General features: G+C 66.2%; 20 protein-coding genes. 11 read left to right on the forward strand and 9 right to left on the reverse strand.

Features of this window, described 5'->3' with window-relative positions:
- The 7 genes from RF641_RS17160 to RF641_RS17190 all read left to right on the forward strand — a co-directional run.
- A partial coding sequence (locus RF641_RS17160; RefSeq protein WP_424573706.1) for a GMC oxidoreductase occupies positions 1-1,035 on the forward strand: 1,035 nt, incomplete at its 5' end.
- Positions 1,022-2,923, forward strand: coding sequence for a hypothetical protein (locus RF641_RS17165; protein ID WP_146955826.1), 1,902 nt, complete (start codon positions 1,022-1,024; stop codon positions 2,921-2,923). The genes RF641_RS17160 and RF641_RS17165, both read left to right, overlap by 14 nt.
- Positions 2,920-3,972 (forward strand): alpha/beta hydrolase, encoded by a 1,053-nt coding sequence (locus RF641_RS17170; RefSeq protein ID WP_047119435.1) that lies wholly within the window; start codon positions 2,920-2,922, stop codon positions 3,970-3,972. The genes RF641_RS17165 and RF641_RS17170 overlap by 4 nt, the downstream gene beginning before the upstream one ends.
- Complete coding sequence (locus tag RF641_RS17175) at positions 3,969-4,895, forward strand: acetoacetate decarboxylase family protein (RefSeq protein WP_424573707.1); 927 nt, start codon at positions 3,969-3,971, stop codon at positions 4,893-4,895. Before RF641_RS17170 ends, RF641_RS17175 begins: the two co-directional genes overlap by 4 nt.
- Positions 4,892-5,389: a hypothetical protein gene (locus tag RF641_RS17180; RefSeq protein ID WP_424573708.1), complete on the forward strand. Its 498-nt coding sequence runs from the start codon at positions 4,892-4,894 to the stop codon at positions 5,387-5,389. The genes RF641_RS17175 and RF641_RS17180 overlap by 4 nt, the downstream gene beginning before the upstream one ends.
- The gene (locus RF641_RS17185) at positions 5,386-5,811 is read left to right on the forward strand and encodes a hypothetical protein (RefSeq protein ID WP_424573709.1); all 426 of its coding nucleotides are present in this window, start codon (positions 5,386-5,388) and stop codon (positions 5,809-5,811) included. The genes RF641_RS17180 and RF641_RS17185 overlap by 4 nt, the downstream gene beginning before the upstream one ends.
- Complete coding sequence (locus tag RF641_RS17190; RefSeq protein WP_424573710.1) at positions 5,808-7,112, forward strand: patatin-like phospholipase family protein; 1,305 nt, start codon at positions 5,808-5,810, stop codon at positions 7,110-7,112. The genes RF641_RS17185 and RF641_RS17190 overlap by 4 nt, the downstream gene beginning before the upstream one ends.
- Before the next feature lie 52 nt (positions 7,113-7,164).
- Here RF641_RS17190 and RF641_RS17195 read toward each other — a convergent pair whose 3' ends face one another.
- The 4 genes from RF641_RS17195 to RF641_RS17210 form a co-directional block, all read right to left on the reverse strand.
- Positions 7,165-8,055 (reverse strand): aminoglycoside phosphotransferase family protein, encoded by an 891-nt coding sequence (locus tag RF641_RS17195; RefSeq protein ID WP_424573711.1) that lies wholly within the window; start codon positions 8,053-8,055, stop codon positions 7,165-7,167.
- 166 nt (positions 8,056-8,221) lie between these two features.
- Complete coding sequence (acnA, locus tag RF641_RS17200; protein ID WP_047119440.1) at positions 8,222-10,930, reverse strand: aconitate hydratase AcnA; 2,709 nt, start codon at positions 10,928-10,930, stop codon at positions 8,222-8,224.
- A gap of 191 nt (positions 10,931-11,121) precedes the next feature.
- The gene (locus tag RF641_RS17205) at positions 11,122-12,444 is read right to left on the reverse strand and encodes a class I SAM-dependent RNA methyltransferase (protein ID WP_424573712.1); all 1,323 of its coding nucleotides are present in this window, start codon (positions 12,442-12,444) and stop codon (positions 11,122-11,124) included.
- A gap of 5 nt (positions 12,445-12,449) precedes the next feature.
- On the reverse strand, positions 12,450-14,468 hold the full coding sequence (locus RF641_RS17210) for an APC family permease (protein WP_181728012.1): 2,019 nt from the start codon (positions 14,466-14,468) through the stop codon (positions 12,450-12,452).
- A gap of 145 nt (positions 14,469-14,613) precedes the next feature.
- On the opposite strand from RF641_RS17210, the gene RF641_RS17215 reads away from it, so the two are divergent.
- Together RF641_RS17215 and RF641_RS17220 are read left to right on the forward strand one after the other, a co-directional pair.
- A complete protein-coding gene (locus RF641_RS17215) occupies positions 14,614-15,291 on the forward strand; it encodes a potassium channel family protein (RefSeq protein ID WP_047120783.1) in 678 nt (225 codons plus the stop codon).
- Positions 15,292-15,306: 15 nt separating this feature from the next.
- Positions 15,307-15,972 (forward strand): potassium channel family protein, encoded by a 666-nt coding sequence (locus tag RF641_RS17220; RefSeq protein ID WP_047119441.1) that lies wholly within the window; start codon positions 15,307-15,309, stop codon positions 15,970-15,972.
- 88 nt (positions 15,973-16,060) lie between these two features.
- Here RF641_RS17220 and RF641_RS17225 read toward each other — a convergent pair whose 3' ends face one another.
- The 4 genes from RF641_RS17225 to dut all read right to left on the reverse strand — a co-directional run bounded on the left by RF641_RS17225 (position 16,061) and on the right by dut (position 18,485).
- Positions 16,061-16,780, reverse strand: coding sequence for a DUF3159 domain-containing protein (locus tag RF641_RS17225; protein WP_052772579.1), 720 nt, complete (start codon positions 16,778-16,780; stop codon positions 16,061-16,063).
- Positions 16,781-16,845: 65 nt separating this feature from the next.
- Positions 16,846-17,220, reverse strand: a complete 375-nt coding sequence (locus RF641_RS17230; protein WP_047119442.1) for a hypothetical protein — start codon at positions 17,218-17,220, stop codon at positions 16,846-16,848.
- A gap of 4 nt (positions 17,221-17,224) precedes the next feature.
- Positions 17,225-17,989: a DUF3710 domain-containing protein gene (locus RF641_RS17235; protein ID WP_047119443.1), complete on the reverse strand. Its 765-nt coding sequence runs from the start codon at positions 17,987-17,989 to the stop codon at positions 17,225-17,227.
- 37 nt (positions 17,990-18,026) lie between these two features.
- A complete protein-coding gene (gene dut, locus RF641_RS17240; RefSeq protein WP_424573713.1) occupies positions 18,027-18,485 on the reverse strand; it encodes a dUTP diphosphatase in 459 nt (152 codons plus the stop codon).
- A gap of 151 nt (positions 18,486-18,636) precedes the next feature.
- Here dut and RF641_RS17245 point away from each other — a divergent pair, with 151 nt between their 5' ends.
- On the forward strand, positions 18,637-19,167 hold the full coding sequence (locus RF641_RS17245; RefSeq protein ID WP_161446985.1) for a DUF3093 domain-containing protein: 531 nt from the start codon (positions 18,637-18,639) through the stop codon (positions 19,165-19,167).
- 103 nt (positions 19,168-19,270) lie between these two features.
- On the opposite strand, the gene RF641_RS17250 is transcribed toward RF641_RS17245, so the two are convergent.
- A complete protein-coding gene (locus RF641_RS17250) occupies positions 19,271-19,573 on the reverse strand; it encodes a DUF4193 family protein (protein ID WP_047119446.1) in 303 nt (100 codons plus the stop codon).
- 261 nt (positions 19,574-19,834) lie between these two features.
- Here RF641_RS17250 and sepH point away from each other — a divergent pair, with 261 nt between their 5' ends.
- Complete coding sequence (gene sepH / locus RF641_RS17255) at positions 19,835-20,887, forward strand: septation protein SepH (protein WP_424573714.1); 1,053 nt, start codon at positions 19,835-19,837, stop codon at positions 20,885-20,887.
- The last annotated feature ends 42 nt before the right edge of the window (positions 20,888-20,929 follow it).

The raw sequence follows: 20,929 nt of genomic DNA on the forward strand, positions 1-20,929 counted from the left end.
ACCCACGGGGGTGCTGATACCCCCGACACCCCGCGGGCCCGGCCCCGGGGTGGGCACCCGCGCCCCCGGGGGGCCGGGGCCCCGCCCGCCGCCCACGACCAGGTCGGCGTCTGCGACCCGTGGTCGGAGGTGTACGGCCAGCCGGGCCTGTACGTGGTGGACGGCGCCGCCATGCCCGGCCCGGTCGGCCCGAATCCGTCGCTGACCATCGCCGCGATGGCGGACCGGGCCTGCGAGCACCTGCTCGAGCAGTCGTGGGCCTCCCCCGTCGTCGCGGCCGGATCTTCCCTAGCCGGTGCGGCGCCGGAGGGCGGACCTGTTGACGCGCATACCGCGCAGGACCCGGCCGCCCCGGTCGAGCCACTGAATCCCCGGGCCACCTCGGTGGCGTTCACCGAAACCATGCGCGGGCATTTCACGCTGGGCGTGGGCGAGCCGGCCTCGGGCCTGGCACAGGCCTGGCTGCGCCACGAACGCATGATGTTCACCCTGACCATCACGGCCAAGGACATCGACCGCTTCACCGCCGATCCGCGCCACCCGGCGAGCGCCGAGGGCTTCCTCGACGCGGATGTGCTCGGCGGGCACTGCCCGGTGCTACGCGGCTGGTTCAACCTGTTCGTGCCGGATGAACAGGAACGCCGGCTGATGCTCTACCGCCTGCATGTCCAGTCCCCGGGCGGGCGGCAGCTGACCCTGGTGGGTTTCAAGGACATCCATGACGGGCCGGGCGTGGACCTCTGGCCGGATACCACAACCCTGTTCGTGCAGCTGCTGGAAGGCCACGTCTTCCCGCCGGCACCGGAACACCCTGCGGCCTCCGGGCTGCTGGCGGCCGAGGACCCGGCGGTGCTGGGATCCGGCATCCTGTATATCGAGCCGCTGGACTTCGCGCGCCAGCTCACGACCTTCAGGGCGCAGGGGCCGCGCAAGGTCCAGGCGCTGTCGGCCTTTGGCGGGCTGTTCCTGGGGTCGCTGTACCGCAGCTACCTTGCGCCGCGCCGTGTCCGGAAGAACGATCATGAACCAGCATGAGTTGGAGCAGTTCGAGCATGAACTGGGGTTCCGCCCGCGGCCGGCGGCGCGCTGGCTGTCCCCGCCCGAGCTGGTGCGCACCGGAATCAAGGCGCTGGCCGCCCAGGTCTTCCTGGGGTTCATGGACAACCGGGAGATGCAGAGCATTTTCCCGCAGCGAGCCATGGACCTGGCCGAATTCCCGCCGCAGGAGCAGGGCCGCTGGATCGACTTCATCGCGGATCTCGGCGATGGTTTCGACGCGACCTACACCATGGCCTGGGCGCTGGCCCAGCCCGAGCTGCAGGTCCAGGCCGCGCAGCCCGGCCAGCCGCCGGTAAGGCTGCCCAAGTCGCAGCTGCTGGTCATGGGCGGGGACGAGGTCTACCCGGCGGCCTCCGAACGCGCCTACGAGGACCGGCTGGTGCGACCCTACCGTGCCGCTTCGCTTCCGGGGCCGGCGGCCGCGCTGCTGGCCCTGCCCGGGAACCACGACTGGTACGACGGGCTGACGGCCTTCGAACGCATCTTCTGCCAGCAGGCGAAGATCGGCGGGTGGCAGACCCTGCAGTCCCGTGGCTACTTCGCCGCGCGGCTGACCAACCTGGAAGCCAACACGGTGCAGAAGACCTGGTGGCTGGTCGCGCTGGACAGCGAGCTGGGCAGCTACATCGACCGGCCGCAGCTGCAGTACTTCGAGGCGGAGGTGACGCGGCACCTGAAGCCGGGCGATGCGATCATCCTGTGCGCCTCCTCCCCCACTTGGGAGGCCACCGGCACGTTGCCGGACGGCGACCCGAACGCGAACAACGCGTTGCGCTACTTCGAGAACCACTACCTGCTGCAGTGCACGGACCCGGCGACCGGGGAATCGACGCCTACCGGGGCGCAGATCCGGGTGCGGCTGAGCGGGGACAAGCACCACTACGCACGCTACGCCCAGCTGCACGAGCAGGCCGGACCCGAGGACCCGCGCCGCGAGCAGCTGCTGACCTGCGGCCTGGGTGGCGCCTTCCTTTCGGGTGCCCGGCACCTGTCGCCCGAGCTGCTGTTGCCGCCCACCGGTTCGCGGGAGATGGTGAATCCGGCTGAGCGCCAGCGGTATGCGCTGGCCGAGACCGTGTTCCCGACCCCGACGCAGGAGCGGGCGCTGCACTGGCAGCTGGCCAACCCGTTCAGCGCGTTTTTCCTGCCTTGGCGCAACCCCTGGTTCAGTACCGGGCTGGGCGTGGTGCACCTGGCCTGCTTCATGTTCTTGTGCACCGTCTTCTCCGGAATCACCGGCGACTCGTATCCCGAGGCGCTGGGTTCGGGCGACTGGGTCCACGCCGTGGGCATCGTGGTGTTCCTGTTCGTGGTGCCGCTGCTGATCGCCCTGCTGCTGTGGCTGGCGCGCAATGCCCGGGGGCTGTTCCAGGACGGGTCTGAGGCCTCCGGGAAATCCAATCCGATGGTGCAGCCGCTGCTGATCGTGGGCCTGCAGCTGTTGTTGGCCTCGGCCATTTTCACCGGGCTCATCGCCCTGCCCTGGCAGCGGAACTGGAGCGCAGGGTGGATCACCGTGCTGCTGGCGGCGGTCTACGCCACGGTGCTGGGCGCCGCCGTAGGCACGATGGTCTTCGCCCTGCACCTGGTGTTCGCCCCGCCCGGGGCTGTGGGCAGGTTGAAAATGACGGCGCTGGCCTACGAGGACGGCAAGGGCTTCTTGCGGATGCACCTGCGCGACGACGGCACCTTGGTGATCTACCCGGTGATTGCCGATACCGTCGTCCACGACTGGGATACCGGACCCAGCACCCAGAACCAGATGCGCCCGGTGCCCGCCGACGGGCTGCCGCCGCTGCGGCTACTGGAAAACCCGATCACCGTGAGCATCAACGGCTTCAGCACCCCGGGAGGTGTCCAATGACCACCATGCAGACTACCCGCGCCGATCATGCGACCGAGGTGGTGCAGTTCCGCGCCGACGACGGGCTGCCGCTGACACTGGTGCATGTCGCCTCGCTGCGCCGCCCGGACGCCCCGCGCGGGCCGGTGCTGCTGGTGCACGGGGCCGGGGTGCGCGCCGAGCTGTTCCGCCCGCCGATCGCGCGCACCCTGGTGGACGCCCTGCTGGATGAGGGCTGGGACGTGTGGATGCTGAACTGGCGTGCGTCCATCGACCTGCCGCCGGTGGCCTGGACGCTGGACGACGCGGCGGTGTTCGACCATCCTGCGGCGGTGCGCGAGGTGCTGGCGCGCACCGGGGCGGATTCGCTGGCCGCGTTCGTGCACTGCCAGGGCTCGACCTCCTTCACCATGGCCGCGGTGGCAGGGCTGCTGCCGCAGGTGCGCACCATCGTCTCCAACGCCTGTTCGCTGTTCGTGGATGTCCCGTGGGTATCCCGGCAGAAACTCACCCACCTGCTGCCGCTGCTGGGCGGGTTCACCCCGATGCTCTCCCCGCGCTGGGGCTACAAGTCCCAGGGCTACTTCTCGCGCATCGTGCGTTCGGGGGTGAAGCTGACCCACCACGAATGCGACAACACCGTGTGCCGGCTGGTGTCCTTCACCTACGGGGCGGGGCATCCGGCCCTGTGGTCCCACGCGAACCTGGACGATGCCACGCACCGCTGGATCATCGGGGAGTTCGCCGGCGCCCCGCTGTCTTTCTTCCGCCAGATGGCCGGGTGCGTGAAGGCCGGATACCTGGTGCCCACCGGGCAGCACAGCCAGCTTCCCGACTCGCTGGTGGACGGGCCGCCGCGCACCGAGGCACGGTTCTCCTTTATCGCCGGGGCGGACAACCGGTGCTTCCTGCCGCAGGGGCAACGGCGCACCTACGAATTCTTCGACTATTACGCCCCCGGGGAGCATTCGCTGCACGTGATTCCCGGCTACGGACATCTGGATCTTATTTTCGGCAGGGATGCCTGGCGCGACAGCTATCCCTTGATCCTTCAGGAGCTTGCATCATGAATCTGCTACCCCCGCTGCGCTCGGCGCTGCGCCTGCTGCCCTCGGCACTGCCGGCCCGTCAGCGGCAACTGTCCGGGCAGAAGGCCACCGTGGACGGCATCAGCTACCTGCTGCCGGTCAATTCCGAACCCTCGCCGGTGCTGATGACCGCGTTTCCCATTGACGCCCGTGCCGCCGCGACGCTGATCCCGGGCGAAGAGCTGCATCCGTTCAGGCTGCCAGGCGGACGCTCGCTGCTGGTGGTCACCGTGATCAACTACCTTGCCACGGACATCGGCGCCTACATCGAATACTCGCTGGCGATTGCGGTCACCCGCGGCATGCGCCCGGCACCGCCGCTGCTGCCCATGCTGTTCCAGAAAACCCTGAACCTGGGGCAGTACGTGGTGGATTTGCCGGTGAGCACTGAAATTTCGGTCAAGGGCGGCAAGGGGATCTGGGGTATGCCCAAGCACCAGGCCAGCTTGGACTTCAAGGTGACGGAGCAGACGGTGTCCAGCGCCTATGAGCTGGACGGGGTGAAGGGCGCGCTGGTGGAGATCGACCGCCCGGCACCCACCGCGCTGCCGCTCAAGGTCGGTGCGGTGAACTATTGCTCGTTCCGCGGCATGCTCTACAAGTCGAGCATCTACTTCCAGGGCACCGCCGACGTGTCGATCGGCAGGCAAGCCAAGGCGCGGCTGGAGTTCGGAGACCTGCCGCAGGTGGCCGGGCTGGCGGGACTGGATTTCGACCCGCAGCCGGTGTTCACCCTGTATATTCCCGATTCCCACGGGGTGCTCGATGACCACTACGAGGCGTGGTTCCAGTACGGCCGGGACCGCGCCCCCTACGGCGGGGACGGCATGGATTCGGTGGTCGGGCTGGGACTGGGTGAAGAATGGCCCGATCCGCCGCGGCGGGGCGAAAGCCGCGTCCAATGAGTACTGCCTTGGCTTGGACCGCACTGATTTCGGCACTGGTGACGGTCTTCGGCGCATCGTTGTATCTCGGATTCATGACGGTGGCGCAGTTCTTCCTGCGCCCGGTATTCCTCGGCTTGCGGCTCGATGAGCTGTCAACGGTCTTCGCCGTGCCCATCACTGCAATCACCCGCTTTCTGGGGATCATGTTCCTTCCCTTGTTGGTCGCCCCGCTGATCCAAATATGGCTGGGACGCACCCACGTGTGGACGCTGGTATTCTCTATCGCCGCCGCCGCGTCGTACATTTTCCTGGCCTTGTGGTACGCACTGTCCATGCGTCCGGTTAACCAGCAGCTGCTCACTGGAGCGGTGTCCGACGAGCCGGAGTTGCGTGCCAAGATGCACCAGTGGGTCTCGCGCAACTGGGCGAGATTCTATGCAGCACTGATTTACTGGGCGGCCGCGGTCGGCTATCTGCTGGCAGGCCATGAACTGTGGGAGGCACTGCCATGAAATGCACACACGTCGAATCCGGCCCCGCGTCCATGCTGGCTCGCGCGGCACTGGGGATCGGAGCGGTGACAGTGGTGTCCGGCGCAAGCCAGGCAGCAGCTCCGGGACTCGTGCTGAAGCTCGTGGGAGCCGAGAATTCGCCGGCGACCCGCCAGCTGTTCGGAACGGTCGGGATGTTCATGACGATCACCGGCGGGCTGTTGACCCATTCGATGCTTTGCCGCAAGTCGATGCGCCTGACGCTGTTCTGGTCCGTGGTCCAGAAGGCCGGCGCGGTCGGCGCGGTGGCGATCGGGGTGCGCCGCGGCGTGTTCGCCCGCCGGGCGCTGGCCGTCGCGGCGTTCGACCTGCTCTCGGCCGCGGTGCTGGCTGCTGGCTTGGGCGCGACGATGCTCCCGAAGCATGAACGGCCACAGCGGTGAAACGCTCGCTGGTGCTCGCCGGGGGCGGCATGCGCGTGGCCTGGCAAGCCGGCGTATTGAAGGCCCTTGAGGAAGCGGGCCTGGAATTCACCCACGTGGACGGGACTTCCGGCGGAATCCTGAACACCGCCATGATGCTCTCCGGCCAGGATGCCGAGCAGATCATGAAGCACTGGGCCTCGGTCAAGGTCTCCAACTTCTCCTCGCCGCTGCCGCTCCGAGACTACCTGAGAGGGCCTTGGAACCTGCCGGCGTTTTCCAGCCCCGAGGCCATGATCACCAAGCTCTTCCCTTCCATGGGAGTGGATGTGGACGCCATCCGGAAAAGCAGGATCCCGGGAACGTTCAACATCGCCAACTTCACCGAAAAACGCAGCATCGCGGTCTCCTCCACGGAGGTGGATCTGCCCTTGCTGGCGGCTGGCATGAGCCTGCCGATTTTCACCGCACCGCTGCATCGCGACGGGGCCACCTGGACTGATGCGGCATGGATCCGTGATGCGAATATCACCGCGGCGCTGGAGCATGGGGCGAAGGAGGTCTGGCTGCTCTGGTGCGTGGGAAACTCGCCGTACTGGGGCAACGGCCCGCTGGAACAGTACGTGCACATGATCGAGATGAGCGCCACCGGCGGATTGCTCGCTGATTTCGAGCAGGCCAAGGCCGCCGGACGTGAATTCGTCCTGCATGTCATCAAACCGGAGCATCCGCTGCCGCTGGACCCGGTCTTCTATCTGGGGCGGATCAGCGCGTCCACGCTGATGTCCATGGGCTACCGGGACGCGGTCGCCTATCTTGAGCGGTCTCGGCCGGAAGGGGTTCGGGCCGATTACCGATGCACCGCCATGACCGATGGGCCGGTTGGCGTCAGTTGGAGCGAGCGCCTTTCCGGGCATGGGTTCGGGCTGAACTTGACCGTGTGGCTGCCGCTGGATGATGCGGTACCCGGAGCAGTCACCGGTTTCCTCGCCAAGCGGCGCGTGAAACACCTGGTTCCGTTGGCCGACGGCAGCATCGTGCGCACCGCCAGCAGCTGGGAGTACCGGGCGCGGGCCCGGATCGATGGCGACTGGGTGCCAGTGGCCATCCGCCGCGAAGTTCCTGCCGGGGAATCGATCTTCGACCAGCTCCCCCGGGCCGAGGCCGACATCGGCACCCAGCACCCGAACCTGCGGATGGGATTGTGCGGACGGATCCGCATGCTCATCTCGCTGGAGCCCTTCGGTGCCCACGGACTTCGACAGCGCATCTTCGCCGCCAGGGACGTCTTGAAGATGCTGCGCACCGCACGTTCCGGCTAGGGCTGCCGCCGCAGCGGAAGTCCGGAGAGAGACCTGAACCAGTCCAGGGTCTTCAGCACCCGGCGAGCTGCAAGGCCCGGCCGAGCATACGATGGCCCTGGGCTTCGAAGTCCTCGGCGCCGAGGCGGTAGGCATAGATGACCGTGCCGATGGCTTCATGCAGGCATTCGATCGGCCAGCTGCGTGCCTGCCGCGGGTCTCCGCCGTAACCCTGCAGGAAGGCCGATTCAAGTTCGGGATGCCCCAGCCATTGCTGGTTGGCCAGCCGCACCAGGTCCGTGGACGGTGCACGGTAGTCGAAACGGCCGAAATCGATGACCTTCAATTTTCCATGGTCGCTTAACCAGTTGCGCGGCTGCCAGTCTCCGTGGGTTGGTACCAGCCGGACCGGCCGTGGCTGATAGGCCCGCAGGACCTCGTACGCCCGGCGCTCGTTCTCCGGATCGATCCGGTGCTCTTGGCTGAGCCGTTTAAGGCTCATCGCCAGCAGCTTGGATTCATATGCTGAGTCAAGATGCCCCTCGCCCTGATGCAGGGTTCGCAGGGCGTCTCCAGCCTGCCGGTGGAATTCCGGGTCCAGTTCCCGTGCGGTGTGCTCGCTGAGGCCTCCGGGAAGATATTCAAGGATCATGAGCCTGGCCGAGGAATCGGCGAAAAGCAGCGCAGCGCCGTACCCCGACTCGACCAATGCCGCCGTCGGCCCTTGGTGAGCTGCAAGTTCACGCTCGAAATGATGGTTCGAAGATCCGGCGCTTTTCAGGATGTAGTCGCTACCCGCCGTGCGCAGGTGCAGGACCAGGGTATCGGTTTCGTACCAGGAAAGGTCGGCGGTCATGGTGCAGCCCGGAAGCCAGCGTTCGACAGCATCGAGTTGTGCGGGATCAAGGAATTGATCAAGAAGGAGTTTTCGAGTCGTCATCTCGCGCATCGCTGTTTTCATCATGGCAGGGCTGGTTGGCGGTCCGGGTGGATCCGGGCAGCTACTTGGTGCCCGAACATTCTTGCACGATTAAAACGTGAGACCCAAGGCCGGGGCCTTGGGTCTCACGGTGTTCCGGTGATGCGGAACTACCTAGGGTTCACGTCGATCAGCGATCTAAGCAGGGTCCTTAGTTGGCGGCTGCGATCTGGCGCAGCACGTACTGCAGGATGCCACCGTTGCGGTAGTAGTCTGCTTCACCCGGGGTGTCGATACGCAGGACTGCGTCGAACTCGACGACCTTGCCGTCTTCAGCGGTTGCGGTGACCTTCAGGGTCTTCGGGGTGACACCGTTGTTCAGTTCGGTGACGCCGGAGACTGCGAAGGTTTCGGTACCGGTCAGGCCCAGCGAGTCAGCCGACTCGCCTTCTGGGAACTGCAGCGGCAGAACGCCCATGCCGATCAGGTTCGAGCGGTGGATGCGCTCGAAGGACTCGGTGATGACGGCCTTGACACCCAGCAGCGCGGTGCCCTTGGCAGCCCAGTCACGCGAGGAGCCCGAACCGTATTCCTTGCCGCCCAGAACGACCAGCGGGGTGCCGGCAGCCTTGTAGTTCTCTGCAGCGTCGTACACGTACGACTGCGGAGCGCCTTCCTGGGTGAAGTCGCGGGTGAAGCCACCCTCGACGCCGTCCAGCAGCTGGTTCTTGATGCGGATGTTCGCGAAGGTACCGCGGATCATGACTTCGTGGTTGCCACGGCGCGAGCCGTAGGAGTTGAAGTCCTTGCGATCCACGCCGTTCTCGATCAGGTAGCGACCAGCCGGGGTGTCCGACTTGAAGGAACCTGCAGGCGAGATGTGGTCGGTGGTGACCGAGTCGCCCAGCTTGAGCAGCACGCGAGCGCCCTCGATGTCCTGGACCGGCTGCGGCTCGGCGGTCATGCCCTCGAAGTATGGCGCCTTGCGGGCATAGGTCGACTTCTCGTCCCATGCGAAGGTGTCGCCCTCAGGGGTGTCCAGTGCCTTCCAGCGGGCGTCGCCCTCGAAGACTCCGTCGTAGCCCTTGGCGAACATGTCCTTGTCGATCGACGAGTCGATGATCTGCTGGACCTCGACAGGCGATGGCCAGATGTCCTTCAGGAAGACGTCGTTGCCCTCGGTGTCCTTGCCCAGCGAATCGGTCTCGAAGTCGAAGTCCATGGTGCCAGCCAGGGCGTAGGCGATGACCAGTGGCGGGGAAGCCAGGTAGTTCATCTTCACGTCCGGGTTGATGCGGCCTTCGAAGTTGCGGTTGCCCGAGAGCACTGCGGTGGCGGCGAGGTCGTTGGCCTGAATGGCCTCGGAGATCTCGGTATCCAGCGGACCGGAGTTGCCGATGCAGGTGGCGCAGCCGTAGCCGACCACGAAGAAGCCGAGCTTCTCCAGGTATGGCAGCAGGCCGGAAGCCTCGTAGTATTCGGTGACGACCTTCGAGCCCGGTGCGACCGAAGTCTTGACCCATGGCTTGGAGGACAGGCCCTTTTCGGCGGCGTTGCGAGCGAGCACTGCTGCTGCAAGCATCACCGAAGGGTTGGAGGTATTGGTGCACGAGGTGATCGATGCGATCGAGACCATGCCGTGGTCGATGGTGAACTTCTGTCCATCTTCCTTGGTGACCTCGACGGCTACCGATGGACGGCCGACGCCCTGGGTGTCCTCGGTGGCCGACACGTAGTTGTGCAGGTCCTTGCGGAACTGCTCCTTCGAGCTCGACAGCTCGATGCGGTCCTGTGGACGCTTCGGGCCGGCGATCGATGGAACCACGGTGGACAGGTCCAGTTCCATGTACTCCGAGAAACGGATCTCGCGGCTTGGATCGTGCCACATGCCCTGTTCCTTGGCGTAAGCCTCGACCAGTGCGATGTTCTCTTCGCTGCGGCCGGTCAGGCGCAGGTAGTCGAGGGTGACATCGTCGATCGGGAACATGGCGGCGGTCGAACCGAACTCAGGGGACATGTTGCCGATGGTTGCACGGTTGGCCAGCGGCACTGCTGCCACGCCCTCGCCGTAGAACTCAACGAACTTGCCCACAACACCGTGCTTGCGCAGCATTTCGGTGATGGTCAGCACCACGTCGGTTGCGGTTGCTCCGGCAGGGATCGAGCCGGAAAGCTTGAAGCCGACAACGCGTGGGATCAGCATGGAGACAGGCTGGCCGAGCATTGCTGCCTCGGCCTCGATGCCGCCAACGCCCCAACCCAGCACGCCCAGGCCGTTGACCATGGTGGTGTGCGAGTCGGTGCCGACGCAGGTGTCAGGGTAGGCACGCAGCACGCCGTCGACCTCGCGGGTCATGATGGTGCGCGCCAGGTACTCGATGTTGACCTGGTGCACGATGCCGGTTCCCGGCGGGACGACCTTGAAGTCGTCAAATGCGGTCTGGCCCCAGCGCAGGAACTGGTAACGCTCGCCGTTGCGCTGGTACTCGATCTCCATGTTGCGCTCGACGGCGCCTTCGAAACCGAAGGTGTCGATCTGCACCGAGTGGTCGATGACCATTTCGGCAGGAGCCAGTGGGTTCACACGGGTTGGGTCGCCGCCCAGTTCCTTGACGGCCTCGCGCATGGTGGCAAGGTCGACGACACATGGAACGCCGGTGAAGTCCTGCATGATCACACGGGCCGGGGTGAACTGGATTTCGGTGTTCGGCTGTGCCGAAGCATCCCACTGTCCCAGAGCCTTGATGTGCTCGCCAGTAACGTTCGCACCATCTTCGGTGCGAAGCAGGTTCTCCAGAAGAACCTTAAGGCTGTAAGGAAGGCTTTCTGCGCCTTCGACCGTATTCAGTCGGTAAATTTCGTATTCGGTTCCATTGACGTCAAGTACGCCCTTGGCACCGAAGCTGTCCACATTGCTCACGTGGGACTCCTCTCGCCAGACACTCATTCTGTTGCACGCACACACTCGCATTCCAGTTAGGAGTTCCTAACTGAGATTCTCATGCTTGTATCGTTGCAGAGCTAAAAACAGTCTATCGCCAACTAGGACAAAAAGAATGAACGGGGATAATTTTCCGCCAAATTCGTGTCCAAACGGCAATATTCGATGGTCTAACGGCGCACGAAGAGCCCAATCGACTCCATATGGTGGGTGTGCGGGTACAAATCGTGAATCTCCATGTGCGCTAATTCGTAGCCGCGCGAGGTCAAACGAGCGGTGTCCCGGGCGAAAGATGCGGGGTCGCAGGAGACGTAACAAATGCGCGAAACGCCGCTGGAACCCAATTCGGCGGCCACCTGCTTGTCGATTCCGGCCCGCGGCGGGTCGAGCACCACCGCATCGAGCTGGGCGTCGCGCGCGACCTGGCGCAGCACGCGCTCCACGCGTCCGCGGATGACGCTGGCCTGGCGCAGCTCGCGCAGGTTCTTCTTGGCATCCGCGTGGGTGCCGGGGGCGCCCTCGATGGAGAACACGCGCCCCTCAGGGCCCACCGACTTCGCCAGCGGCAGCGAGAACAGGCCCGCCCCGGCGTACAGGTCCGCGATTTGCTCGCCGCGCGCCGGCTCGGTCAGCTCCATGACCCGCTCGCTGAGCACGGTGGCCGCCGCGCGGTGCACCTGCCAGAAGCCTTCGCCGGTGATCCGGAAGCTCTCCCCCAGCACCGACTCCTGCAGCCAGCTGCGCCCGGTCAGGGCCTGCAGCTCGCCGCGGCCGTCGGCGGCCGAGCCGCCCTGCTGGCTGAAGGCCGCCACGTTCACGCCCTCGGGGAACTGGCGGGCCGCCTTGCGGGCGGCGCCGGGGCGGGATTCGGCCAACAGGATCAGCACCGTGGAATCGTCGCTGCTGGAAACCGCGGCCTCCACCCGCTCGATGCCGGAGAAGTCCATCGTGTACAACCCGGTGCGCTCGATGGCCGGGTGGGCCAACGGCATGGAGTCGATAGCTGTGAGCGTATTGCTGCGGAAGCCGCTCATGGCCAGTTTGCCTTCGGCGTCCACCGAGTAGGACATGCGGGTGCGCCAGCCCAGGCCGTCGTCCTGTCCGGCCACCGCCTGCACGGCCGGGAAGTTGTAGTCCTCGGCCTTCATCCCTCCCAGCCGGGTCAGCTGCTCGGCGGCCACCCCGGCCTTCAGCTCGCGCTGGTGCTCCAGAGTGATGTGGCCGAATTCTGCGCCGCCCACCGGGTCGCGGTGGCGCAATGCGTCGGCCGCCTCCCAGAAATGCGGCACGCGGTGCTCGCTGGCCTCGTGCACCTCGACGACATCCGCGCGCCAGAACTTCGCGTTCTCGTCGCTGTCGGTCAGCCGGACTGTGACCAGCTCGCCGGGGATGCCGTGGCGGACGAAGATGACCCGCCCCTCGTGGCGGGCCACGGTGTGTCCGCCGTGGGCGATGGCGCCCAGACGCAGTTTCAGGGTGGGTGATTCGGTCACGACGGTTAGTCCTTCGGCAGGGGGTTCGATTCGCGGTGGGCCGAGGATTCCTCGGTCGGCCCTCCGCCCAGGGCGTTCTTGGCGCTCAGCAGGCGCCAGGGCACGGAGGCGATGAGCACTCCGGGTTCGTAGTGCAGCCGGTTCTTCACCCGCAGGGCGGTCTGGTTGTGCACCAGCTGCTCCCACCAGTGGCCGACCACGTATTCGGGAATGTAGACCACGATCAGATCCCGCGGGGATTCGCGCTTGATCGAGCGGATGTGCTCGATCAGCGCCCCGGGGATGTCGCGGTAGGGCGAGGCCAGCGCCGTGATGGGCACCGGGATGCGCAGCCGCTCCCAGTCCTCCAAGGTGCGCTGGGTCTTCTGCGGCTCCACGTCCACGATGATCGCCTCGAGCTTCGAGGGACGGCTGGCCCGGGCGAAGGCCAGGGCGCGCAGCACCGGCTTGCGGACCGTGGAAACCAGCACCAGGGCGTGCACTCGCGCCGGCAGCGCGGTGGCCTGGCCGCCGTCCTCGATGGACAGCTCGGCATCCACCTGCTGGTAGTGGCGGTGCAGCGAATTCATGACGAGCATCAGCAACACGATGCCCAGCACCGCGATCCACGCGCCGTGCACAAAGCGGGTGGCCAGCACGATCAGCAGCACCAGCCCGGAGAGCACCAGGCCCACCAGGTTCAGCAGGCGCTGGCGTTTTATCGCGGCGCGGATGCGCCGGTCCGCGACCGGCACCAGTTCGCGGTGCCAGTGCTTGAGCATGCCAAGCTGGCTGAGCGTGAAGGAGACGAACACTCCCACCACGTACAGCTGGATCAGGATGGTGACATCGCCTTGGAACACCAGGACCAGCAGCACCGCGGCGACGCCCAGTGACAGGATGCCGTTGGAGAAGCCCAGCCGGTCGCCGCGCGTGCGCAGCTGGCGCGGCAGGTAGCCGTCCGTGGCCAGGTGGCTGGCCAGCGACGGGAAGGAGTTGAAGGCCTGGTTGCCTGCCAGCAGCAGCACCAGGATGGTCAGCACCGAGACGACCACGGTGCCCAGCATGAAGTTGCCGAACACCGCCTGTGCCAACTGGCCGAGCACCGGCACCTGGACGTAGTCTGCGGAAACCGGCTGCCCGTCCAGCAGCAGGGACTTCTGCGGGTCGGCGACAATCTTCAGGCCGCTGGCCCGTGCCAGCATCAGCGTGCCCAGGGTCAGCACGCCCGAAAGCAAGCCGACCACCAGCAGGATGCGTCCGGCGTTGCGGGCGCGCGGCTTGGTCAGGTACTGGACGTTGGAGATCGGCACCTCGATGCCGGTCAGCACCGCGGAGCCGGTGGAGAAGGCGCGCAGGATCAGCAGCGCGCCCACCACGCCGTGCAACCCGTTGGAGAACTGCTCCTCGGGCACGATGGTGAACTCGGCGCTGGGCGCCAGTCCCAGGTTGCCGGTGGCCGCAAGCAGCCCGCCGATCGCGATCAGCGCCAGCATGCCGAAGACGAACAGGTACACCGGCACGGCCAGCGTCCAGCGGCTCTGCCCGCGCCCTCGCAGGTTCGCCACCACTAGGAAGACCACGATGCCCGCCGCCACCAGGCCGCGGTGCTCCCCCAGCGCAGGGACGATGCCGCTGAGGTACTGGGCGGCCGAGGAACTGGAGACCGCGACGGTGAGCACGAAGTCCACCAGCAGGGCCGCGGCCACCGCGGTGCCCGGCCGGGCGCCGAGGTTCTTGCGGACGATCTCGTAGTCGCCGCCGCCGGAAGGGTAGGCCTTGATGGACTGCCGGTAGGACAGCACCAGCACCACGAGCACCACCAGCACTGCCACGCCCACCGCCGGGGAGAGCATGGTCGCCGCCACACCGGCCATGGCCAGGGTCAGCAGGATTTCGTCCGGGGCGTAGGCCAGCGAGGACAGGGCGCTGGAGGAGAAAATCGGCAGCGCAATTTTCGGTGGGAGCGGCTTCTTTTTCAGCTGTTCGGTGCTGAAGGGCCGGCCCACGAGGATCCGTTTCAGACCATCAAATAAAGCAGGCACGAGACAACGTTATCGCAGGCTCCGCGCGGCATGCCGCCTTCGTTGGACCCAACGCGGGCCCGATCAGCGCTATTGTTGCATTCGTGGCACCAGCAGCGGTGCCGCGGCGAAGTTCATCCGGACGCTGGACCCCGAGGAGTTTTTGGTGGCGCACTTTGTGATCATGGGCTGCGGTCGAGTGGGGGTGGCGCTGGCCCATACGCTGGATTCCGCCGGGCATTCGGTGGCGGTCATCGACCAGAACCCGGAGGCCTTCCGCCGGCTCAGCGCCGACTTCTCCGGCAGCACCGTCACCGGCCTGGGTTTCGACAAGGACACCTTGGAGCAGGCGGAGATCGATCAGGCCTACGCCTTCGCGGCCGTCTCCAGCGGTGATAATTCCAACATTCTGGCCACCCGCGTCGCCCGCGAAACCTACAACGTGCCGCATGTGGTCGCCCGCATCTACGACCCGGGCCGCGCCGAGATCTACCAGCGGCTGGGCATCCCCACGGTCGCTGCGGTGCGCTGGAGCACCGACCAGGTGCTGCGCCGCATCCTGCCGGACTACTCGATGCGCGGGGACTTCCGCGAGCCCTCGGGACGCCTGGTGCTGACCGAGGTGGCGCTGCACCGCGAATGGTACGGCCGCCTGGTCAAGGACCTGGAGGCCGCCGCCGGGGTGCGCGTGGCCTACCTGACCCGCTTTGGCGAGGGAACCATTCCGGAAAACCGCACCAGGCTGCAGGGCGGGGACCTGATCCACGTCATGATGCACCTGGACCGCAGCCAGGAAGTGGAAAAGATCCTGGCCAGCGCCCCCAAGCCAGCCCCCGCAGACTAAGCGAAAGGCCTGTTAATGAAGGTAATGATCGCCGGAGCCGGCTCGGTCGGGTCCTCCATCGCCCGCGAGCTGGTGGCCAACCACCACGAGGTGCTGCTCGTGGACCTCAAGGCCGAAATGGAGCAGCGCGCCGACCTTGAAGGCGTCAAGTGGCTGATCGGCGACGCCTGCGAGCTCGCCGTGCTGCAGCGCGTGCAGCTGGAGGACTACGACGTGGTCGTCTCCGCCACGGGTGACGACAAGGTCAACCTGGTGGTCTCGCTGCTGGCCAAGAGCGAGTTCGGGGTGCGCCGCACCGTAGGCCGAGTGAACAACCCGAAAAACGAGTGGATGTTCGACGACGCCTGGGGCGTGGACGTCGCGGTGAGCACCCCGCGCCTGATGACCGCGCTGGTCGAGGAGGCCGTGGAGGTCGGCGACCTGGTGCGCCTGCTAACGCTGAAGGCTGGCGAGGTCTACATGGTGGAGTTCACCGTGCCGCATGATTCGGGCATGATCGGGCGCACCATCGGGCGCGTGCCGTGGCCGGAGGAAACCACGCTCATGGCCGTGGTGCGCGACAAGACCCCGTTCCCGCCCAGCGACGACGACGTCATCGAGGGCGGCGACGAGATCTTCTTCATCACCACCCCGCGGGCCGAACCGCTGCTGCGCCGGGTGCTGCAGGCAGCCACCCGGTAGCCGGCAGCCCCGCCCCGGGCAGCGAAAACCCTGGCATCGCGCAATTGGGATGCCAGGGTTTTTTCGCGTACGGGGCCGCTGCGCGCGGCTAGGAGGCCAGGTCCTCGGGCGTCGGGGCGTGCCCGGCGGTGGCGGGGCGGGAGACCAGCCAGGCGAACCACAGGCCGGCCGCGTATAGCGGCACACCCATCAGCGCGCGGGCGATGCCCAGCGAGACCACCTGGTCGGTGAAGTACATCGGCAGCTGCACCGCCAGGCGCAATGCGAACACCGCGCAGATGATCCAGGTCGCGATGCCGTAGCGGCGCAACCGGTCCGGCTGCTGGCGCCAGGCCACGCCCTCGTTGCGGATGAAGCCGAAGAGCAGGCCGATCAGCGGCCATTTCACGAAGATCGAAATCATCAATCCCAGAAGGTAGCCGCCGCTGATCAGGAAGCCGGGCACGTAGTAGTCGCGGGCGTTGCCCGAGGTGCGGGCCACCAGCGCGCAGATCAGGATGCCGACCAGGCCGCTGGCCGACTGCACCAGCGTTGACTTGTTCAGCAGCCGCAGCACCATGAAAACCACACCCAGCCCGATCGAGGACAGCAGCGCCCAGGACAGCTCGTTGGTCAGCGCGTAGACCAGCACGAACACGAAGCCCGGGACCACGGTTTCCAGGATGCCGCGCACCCCGCCCACGGTGGAGAGCACGTCGATGCCGCCGTCGGCGTTCTGCGCGACCTTGGCGCTGGCGCCGATCGCCTCGGCCAGGCTCGGCTTCTTCTCCGGCCTAGGCTGCTCGCCGGCTGGTGGATTCTCGTTCACGGTATTCTCGCTTCTGCCCAGTGCGGGCTCATCCGGCAGGCGCTGCGGCCGGCGGCGTTCGGCGTTCACCCGCGGGGAACGGGAACGATGACGTAACGCGGATTATAGATGGTGGGGATCTGGTCGACAGGCGCGACCATTCCCGCGTATTGGATCTTCACCCCGGGCTTGATGCCCGGGACGTTCTTCTGGCCCATGAACCGCAGCCGCACGTGCGGCACGGTGCCCCGGCGCGGAGCCCCGGTTCCCAGCCGGTCGACCACCACCGCGGTCAGCAGCGGCGCCTGGTGGGGCGCCGAATAGCTGACCGACTGGATGTAGCCGGTGTGCTCCACCCTGCCCTTGGCCGGCAGCTGCGCCAGCGACTTCAGCCGGGTGAAGCTGCGCGCCGCTTGCGTGCCCTCGATTTTCGGGGTGACCGGCTTGGATTCGAGGGGCATCCGGCTAGCCGATCTGGGTGATTTCCGGTCCGCGTTCCGGACGCTGCGGCGCCTGGCCGGCGGCCTCGGTCTCGCCCTGCGCCTCGGCGTCCGGGCGCGTCTGGGCGTTGCGCGGGACATTCAGCGGCAGCAATTCCTGCGGAGGCAGCGGCTTGTCGCCGCGGTTCACCACGACGCCTCGCACCAGGTCGTCGATGGCCTTGGAGGCCTCCTCGTCGCCGATGGCGGCGCCCCCGATGACGGCGCGCAGGAACCAGCGCGGACCGTCGATGCCCACGAAGCGCAGCGCAACATGCCCGGCGCGGCCGTCGGGCAGCTGCTGCGGAACCTGGGCCAGCAGCTCCTGGCCGTATTCGCCGTCGCGCTGGTAGATCTCGCCGTTCTGGCTGGCGATGTCCTCGCGGATCTTGTCGCTGATGCCCGGCCACAGCGAGGTGGACTTGGAGGCGGAGAATGCCATCAGCTGGACGCGGGACTCGGCCAGTTCCAGGGAGACGGCGATGACGCGCTGGTTGGACTGTTCGACGTCCATGCGCACCTTCAGTCCGGCGACCGGCTTGACCAGGATGGAGCCGAAGTCGAGGTATTCGTCGGTGTTCTCGATGTCCGCGTAGTCGAACGGGCCGTTGAGCACCGGCTTCTTGGCTGGTTGCTGCTCGGCGGAAGTCCCGGTCGCCTGCTCGGTGGGGGTTTCGGCCACCGGTTCGGTGGCGCCGGCAGCCTGCTCGGCTGCTGGCTCGGCGTTCGCCTTCTTGCGCTTGAAAATCATGATGTCCTTAGAGAGTTTCGCTTGGCGCCAAGCGTGCTTAGTTGGCGCTGAATCCACCGGTCGAGCCGAAGCCGCCGGTTCCGCGGGCCGAGTCCTCCAGGGAGTCAACCTGAACGAATGCCGCCTGTTCGACCTTCTGGATCACCAGCTGCGCGATGCGGTCGCCTCGGGTGATTTCGAATGTCTGGTCCCTGTCGGTATTCAGCAGGGTGACCATGATCTCACCACGATATCCGGCATCGACGGTTCCCGGGGCATTAACGATGGTGATGCCGTGCTTGGTGGCCAAGCCGCTGCGCGGGTGCACCAGCCCGACATAGCCGTGCGGCAACGCCAGGGCGATGCCGGTCGGCACCAGGGCGCGCTGGCCCGGTTCGAGCACCAGCGAGGTGCGTGCATGCAGGTCAGCACCCGCATCCGAAGGATGGGCATAGCTTGGAACGGGCAGTTCGCTATCGAGCATCTTGATGGAGATTGAGATCGTAGGCTCGCTCATCGTGGTTTGGTCATCCCCCGGAACTCTAGGAAGTTGCAGCTGGTCTGCATTTACCTGCACAACTCTATCGCGCCCGGCCCGTCTGCGGACCCACAGCCGACCCACAGCCGGCCGTTCGGCGCCTACCGAAAGATTGCCTAGACTAGGACTCATGAGTAATACCAGCCCAGAGGCTTCCAACGTCCTGTTCCGCGAAAAGATCTGGCCATCGTTCGGATCATGGATGTGGCCGCTGCTGATTGCCATCACCGCTGGTATCGCCGTGGCTCCGATCAACATCGCTGCGGGCTACGCCACCGGCATCATCGTGCTGCTGGCTCTGGCAGTCATCATGCTCCTGCGTGTGCCGGTCATCGAAGTCACCGACAAGACCCTCACCGTCGGCCGCGCCACCATCGAGCGCCGCTACATCGGGCAGGTTGTCGGCTACCGCGGTGAGGAAGCGTTCAAGCAGCGCGGGCAGAAGCTGCACGGGATGGCCTTCATGCTGCTGCGCGGCTACCTCGACGCAGTGGTCCGCATGGAGGTCACCGACGAGCGCGACGCCACCCCGTACTGGTTGGCTTCGACCCGACGCCCCGAGGAACTGACCGCCGCGCTGGGCGGCATCATGTACGAGTTCACCGAGGAAGGCCGCCAGGCGACTGCCGAGGCGGACGAGGAGCACCCCCAGGAGCCCTAGTCTCCTCCGGAACGAATCAAACCCCGGAACCTGCCGCACGGCGGGTTCCGGGGTTCTTTCATGCGCTGCAGGTTGCGGCGCGCAGGGGGCAGAGCCCGGCCGGTCAGCCTTCGCACTCGGCGCAGAACTTCTGCCCGCCCGCTTCGCGCACTAGCTGGGTGCGGTGGCGCACCATGAAGCAGGAGGCGCAGGTGAATTCGTCGGCCTGCTCCGGCACGAAGTCTACGCTGGCCTCTTCGGCCTGGGCTTCTCCCCCGGGCAGGATGAACAGCTCGGCCAGCTCGGATTCCGACTCATCGATCAGGTTCGCCATTGCCGCGGTTTTCCCGGCTTTGAGCGCGGCGATTTCCCGGGCTCGGGCCTTCTCGGCTTCGCTCGGGTGGACGGCGGCAGACTGTGTGGCCATGGTGGTTGTCAGCTCTTTTCTGCAGGCGATGAAGTGGGTGGAAATCCGCGCAGGGGATTTTCATTCCGGCATAGAAGTATAACGTCCGGCGGACCCGGATTCTGCCCGAGCCCGGCGCGCTATGCCCACGGCGGAAGCCCGAAGGCAACTTTCTGGGTGAGCTTGACGACTAATCTTGCGCCACGCCCCGCCCGGTGGTAGGAAAATCGGGCGACAAGTGGCAAAGTTTTATTCAGTAAATGAACCGTGTGGAGGGTAGTAATGCGTCAGCTGAGACTGGTAGGAATTCATGAAAATGGTTCCAGTCTGCAGGTCAGCAGCGACGACGGGATGAGCTTCGAGCTGCCCGTTGACGATGCCCTGCGCAGTGCCATGGCCGAAATCGCGCGCTCCCGCGCGCCGCGCAACCGCGACGAGTCCTCGGTTCACACCCCCCGAGAGATCCAGGCCCGCGTGCGCGCCGGTGCTTCAGCCTACGATTTGGCGCTGGAGTGGGACGTCCCGGTCGAGTCGATCGTCAAGTACGAGGGGCCAGTGCTGGCCGAGCGCGAGCACATCGCCGAGCTCGCCCGCCGCGTAGAGGTCTCCGGACCGCAGACCGACGCCGAGTACCGCGAAGTCTTCGGCGAGGAACCCGCAGACCTGGGCTCGATGGTCGCCCACCGCCTGCACCAGCTGAACATCGATCCGCTCACGGCCCGCTGGAACTCGTGGAAGGATCCCGAGGGCCAGTGGATCGTCACCGTCGAATTCGATTCGCCACTACCGTCCGAAAACGTGGAAAAGCTGGACAGCTCCCTGCCGCAGCCGGATAACGTGGCCCGTTGGTCCTTCTCCCCGGCCCGCAAGACCCTGAGCAACCTGAACCGCTGGGCGCAGACACTCAGCGAGCAGGTCGCGCCCGAATACTTCCGACCCGTCTCGGCCATCTCGCAGGTTGAGGAACCTGCGGCCCCGGCCGCCCCGGAACCCGATGAGACCGAAGAACTGGTCTCCCTGCTGAACGCACGCCGCGGCCAGCGTCCCCAGGACCAGGATCCGGATCGCGAGGCCCGCTACAACGACATCATCGAGCGCGGCATGAGCAAGTACGACGCCGAAGAGGACGAGTCGCTGCCGCATCTGCCGCAGGGCATCTCGCCGCGCACCTCGCAGCTGGTGGTCGTCACCGATGCCGAGAAGTCCTCCGGCACCTCCGCGAAGCCTGCCGACGAGCCCGCCGAGGACGGCTCCGGCCGCAAGGCCAAGCGCTCCTCCGTGCCGAGCTGGGACGACATCATGTTCGGCAAGCGCAAAAAGGACACCGACTCCTAATCCAGCCTCCGAACGGAACTTGATCAAAAAATCCGGGGGCAG

Origin of the sequence: Arthrobacter sp. 'calajunan' (genome assembly GCF_046940185.1) — a bacterium.
GTDB classification, from domain to species: domain Bacteria; phylum Actinomycetota; class Actinomycetes; order Actinomycetales; family Micrococcaceae; genus Glutamicibacter; species Glutamicibacter soli.

Bases quoted from the DNA above. Each gene is read 5' to 3' on its own strand.
- RF641_RS17165 (WP_146955826.1), top strand. From the start codon at position 1,022: ATGAACCAGCATGAGTTGGAGCAGTTCGAGCATGAACTGGGGTTCCGC.
- RF641_RS17170 (WP_047119435.1), top strand. From the start codon at position 2,920: ATGACCACCATGCAGACTACCCGCGCCGATCATGCGACCGAGGTGGTG.
- RF641_RS17175 (WP_424573707.1), top strand. From the start codon at position 3,969: ATGAATCTGCTACCCCCGCTGCGCTCGGCGCTGCGCCTGCTGCCCTCG.
- RF641_RS17180 (WP_424573708.1), top strand. From the start codon at position 4,892: ATGAGTACTGCCTTGGCTTGGACCGCACTGATTTCGGCACTGGTGACG.
- RF641_RS17185 (WP_424573709.1), top strand. From the start codon at position 5,386: ATGAAATGCACACACGTCGAATCCGGCCCCGCGTCCATGCTGGCTCGC.
- RF641_RS17195 (WP_424573711.1), bottom strand. From the start codon at position 8,055: ATGATGAAAACAGCGATGCGCGAGATGACGACTCGAAAACTCCTTCTT.
- RF641_RS17220 (WP_047119441.1), top strand. From the start codon at position 15,307: ATGAAGGTAATGATCGCCGGAGCCGGCTCGGTCGGGTCCTCCATCGCC.
- RF641_RS17230 (WP_047119442.1), bottom strand. From the start codon at position 17,220: ATGCCCCTCGAATCCAAGCCGGTCACCCCGAAAATCGAGGGCACGCAA.
- RF641_RS17235 (WP_047119443.1), bottom strand. From the start codon at position 17,989: ATGATTTTCAAGCGCAAGAAGGCGAACGCCGAGCCAGCAGCCGAGCAG.
- dut (WP_424573713.1), bottom strand. From the start codon at position 18,485: ATGAGCGAGCCTACGATCTCAATCTCCATCAAGATGCTCGATAGCGAA.
- RF641_RS17245 (WP_161446985.1), top strand. From the start codon at position 18,637: ATGAGTAATACCAGCCCAGAGGCTTCCAACGTCCTGTTCCGCGAAAAG.
- RF641_RS17250 (WP_047119446.1), bottom strand. From the start codon at position 19,573: ATGGCCACACAGTCTGCCGCCGTCCACCCGAGCGAAGCCGAGAAGGCC.
- sepH (WP_424573714.1), top strand. From the start codon at position 19,835: ATGCGTCAGCTGAGACTGGTAGGAATTCATGAAAATGGTTCCAGTCTG.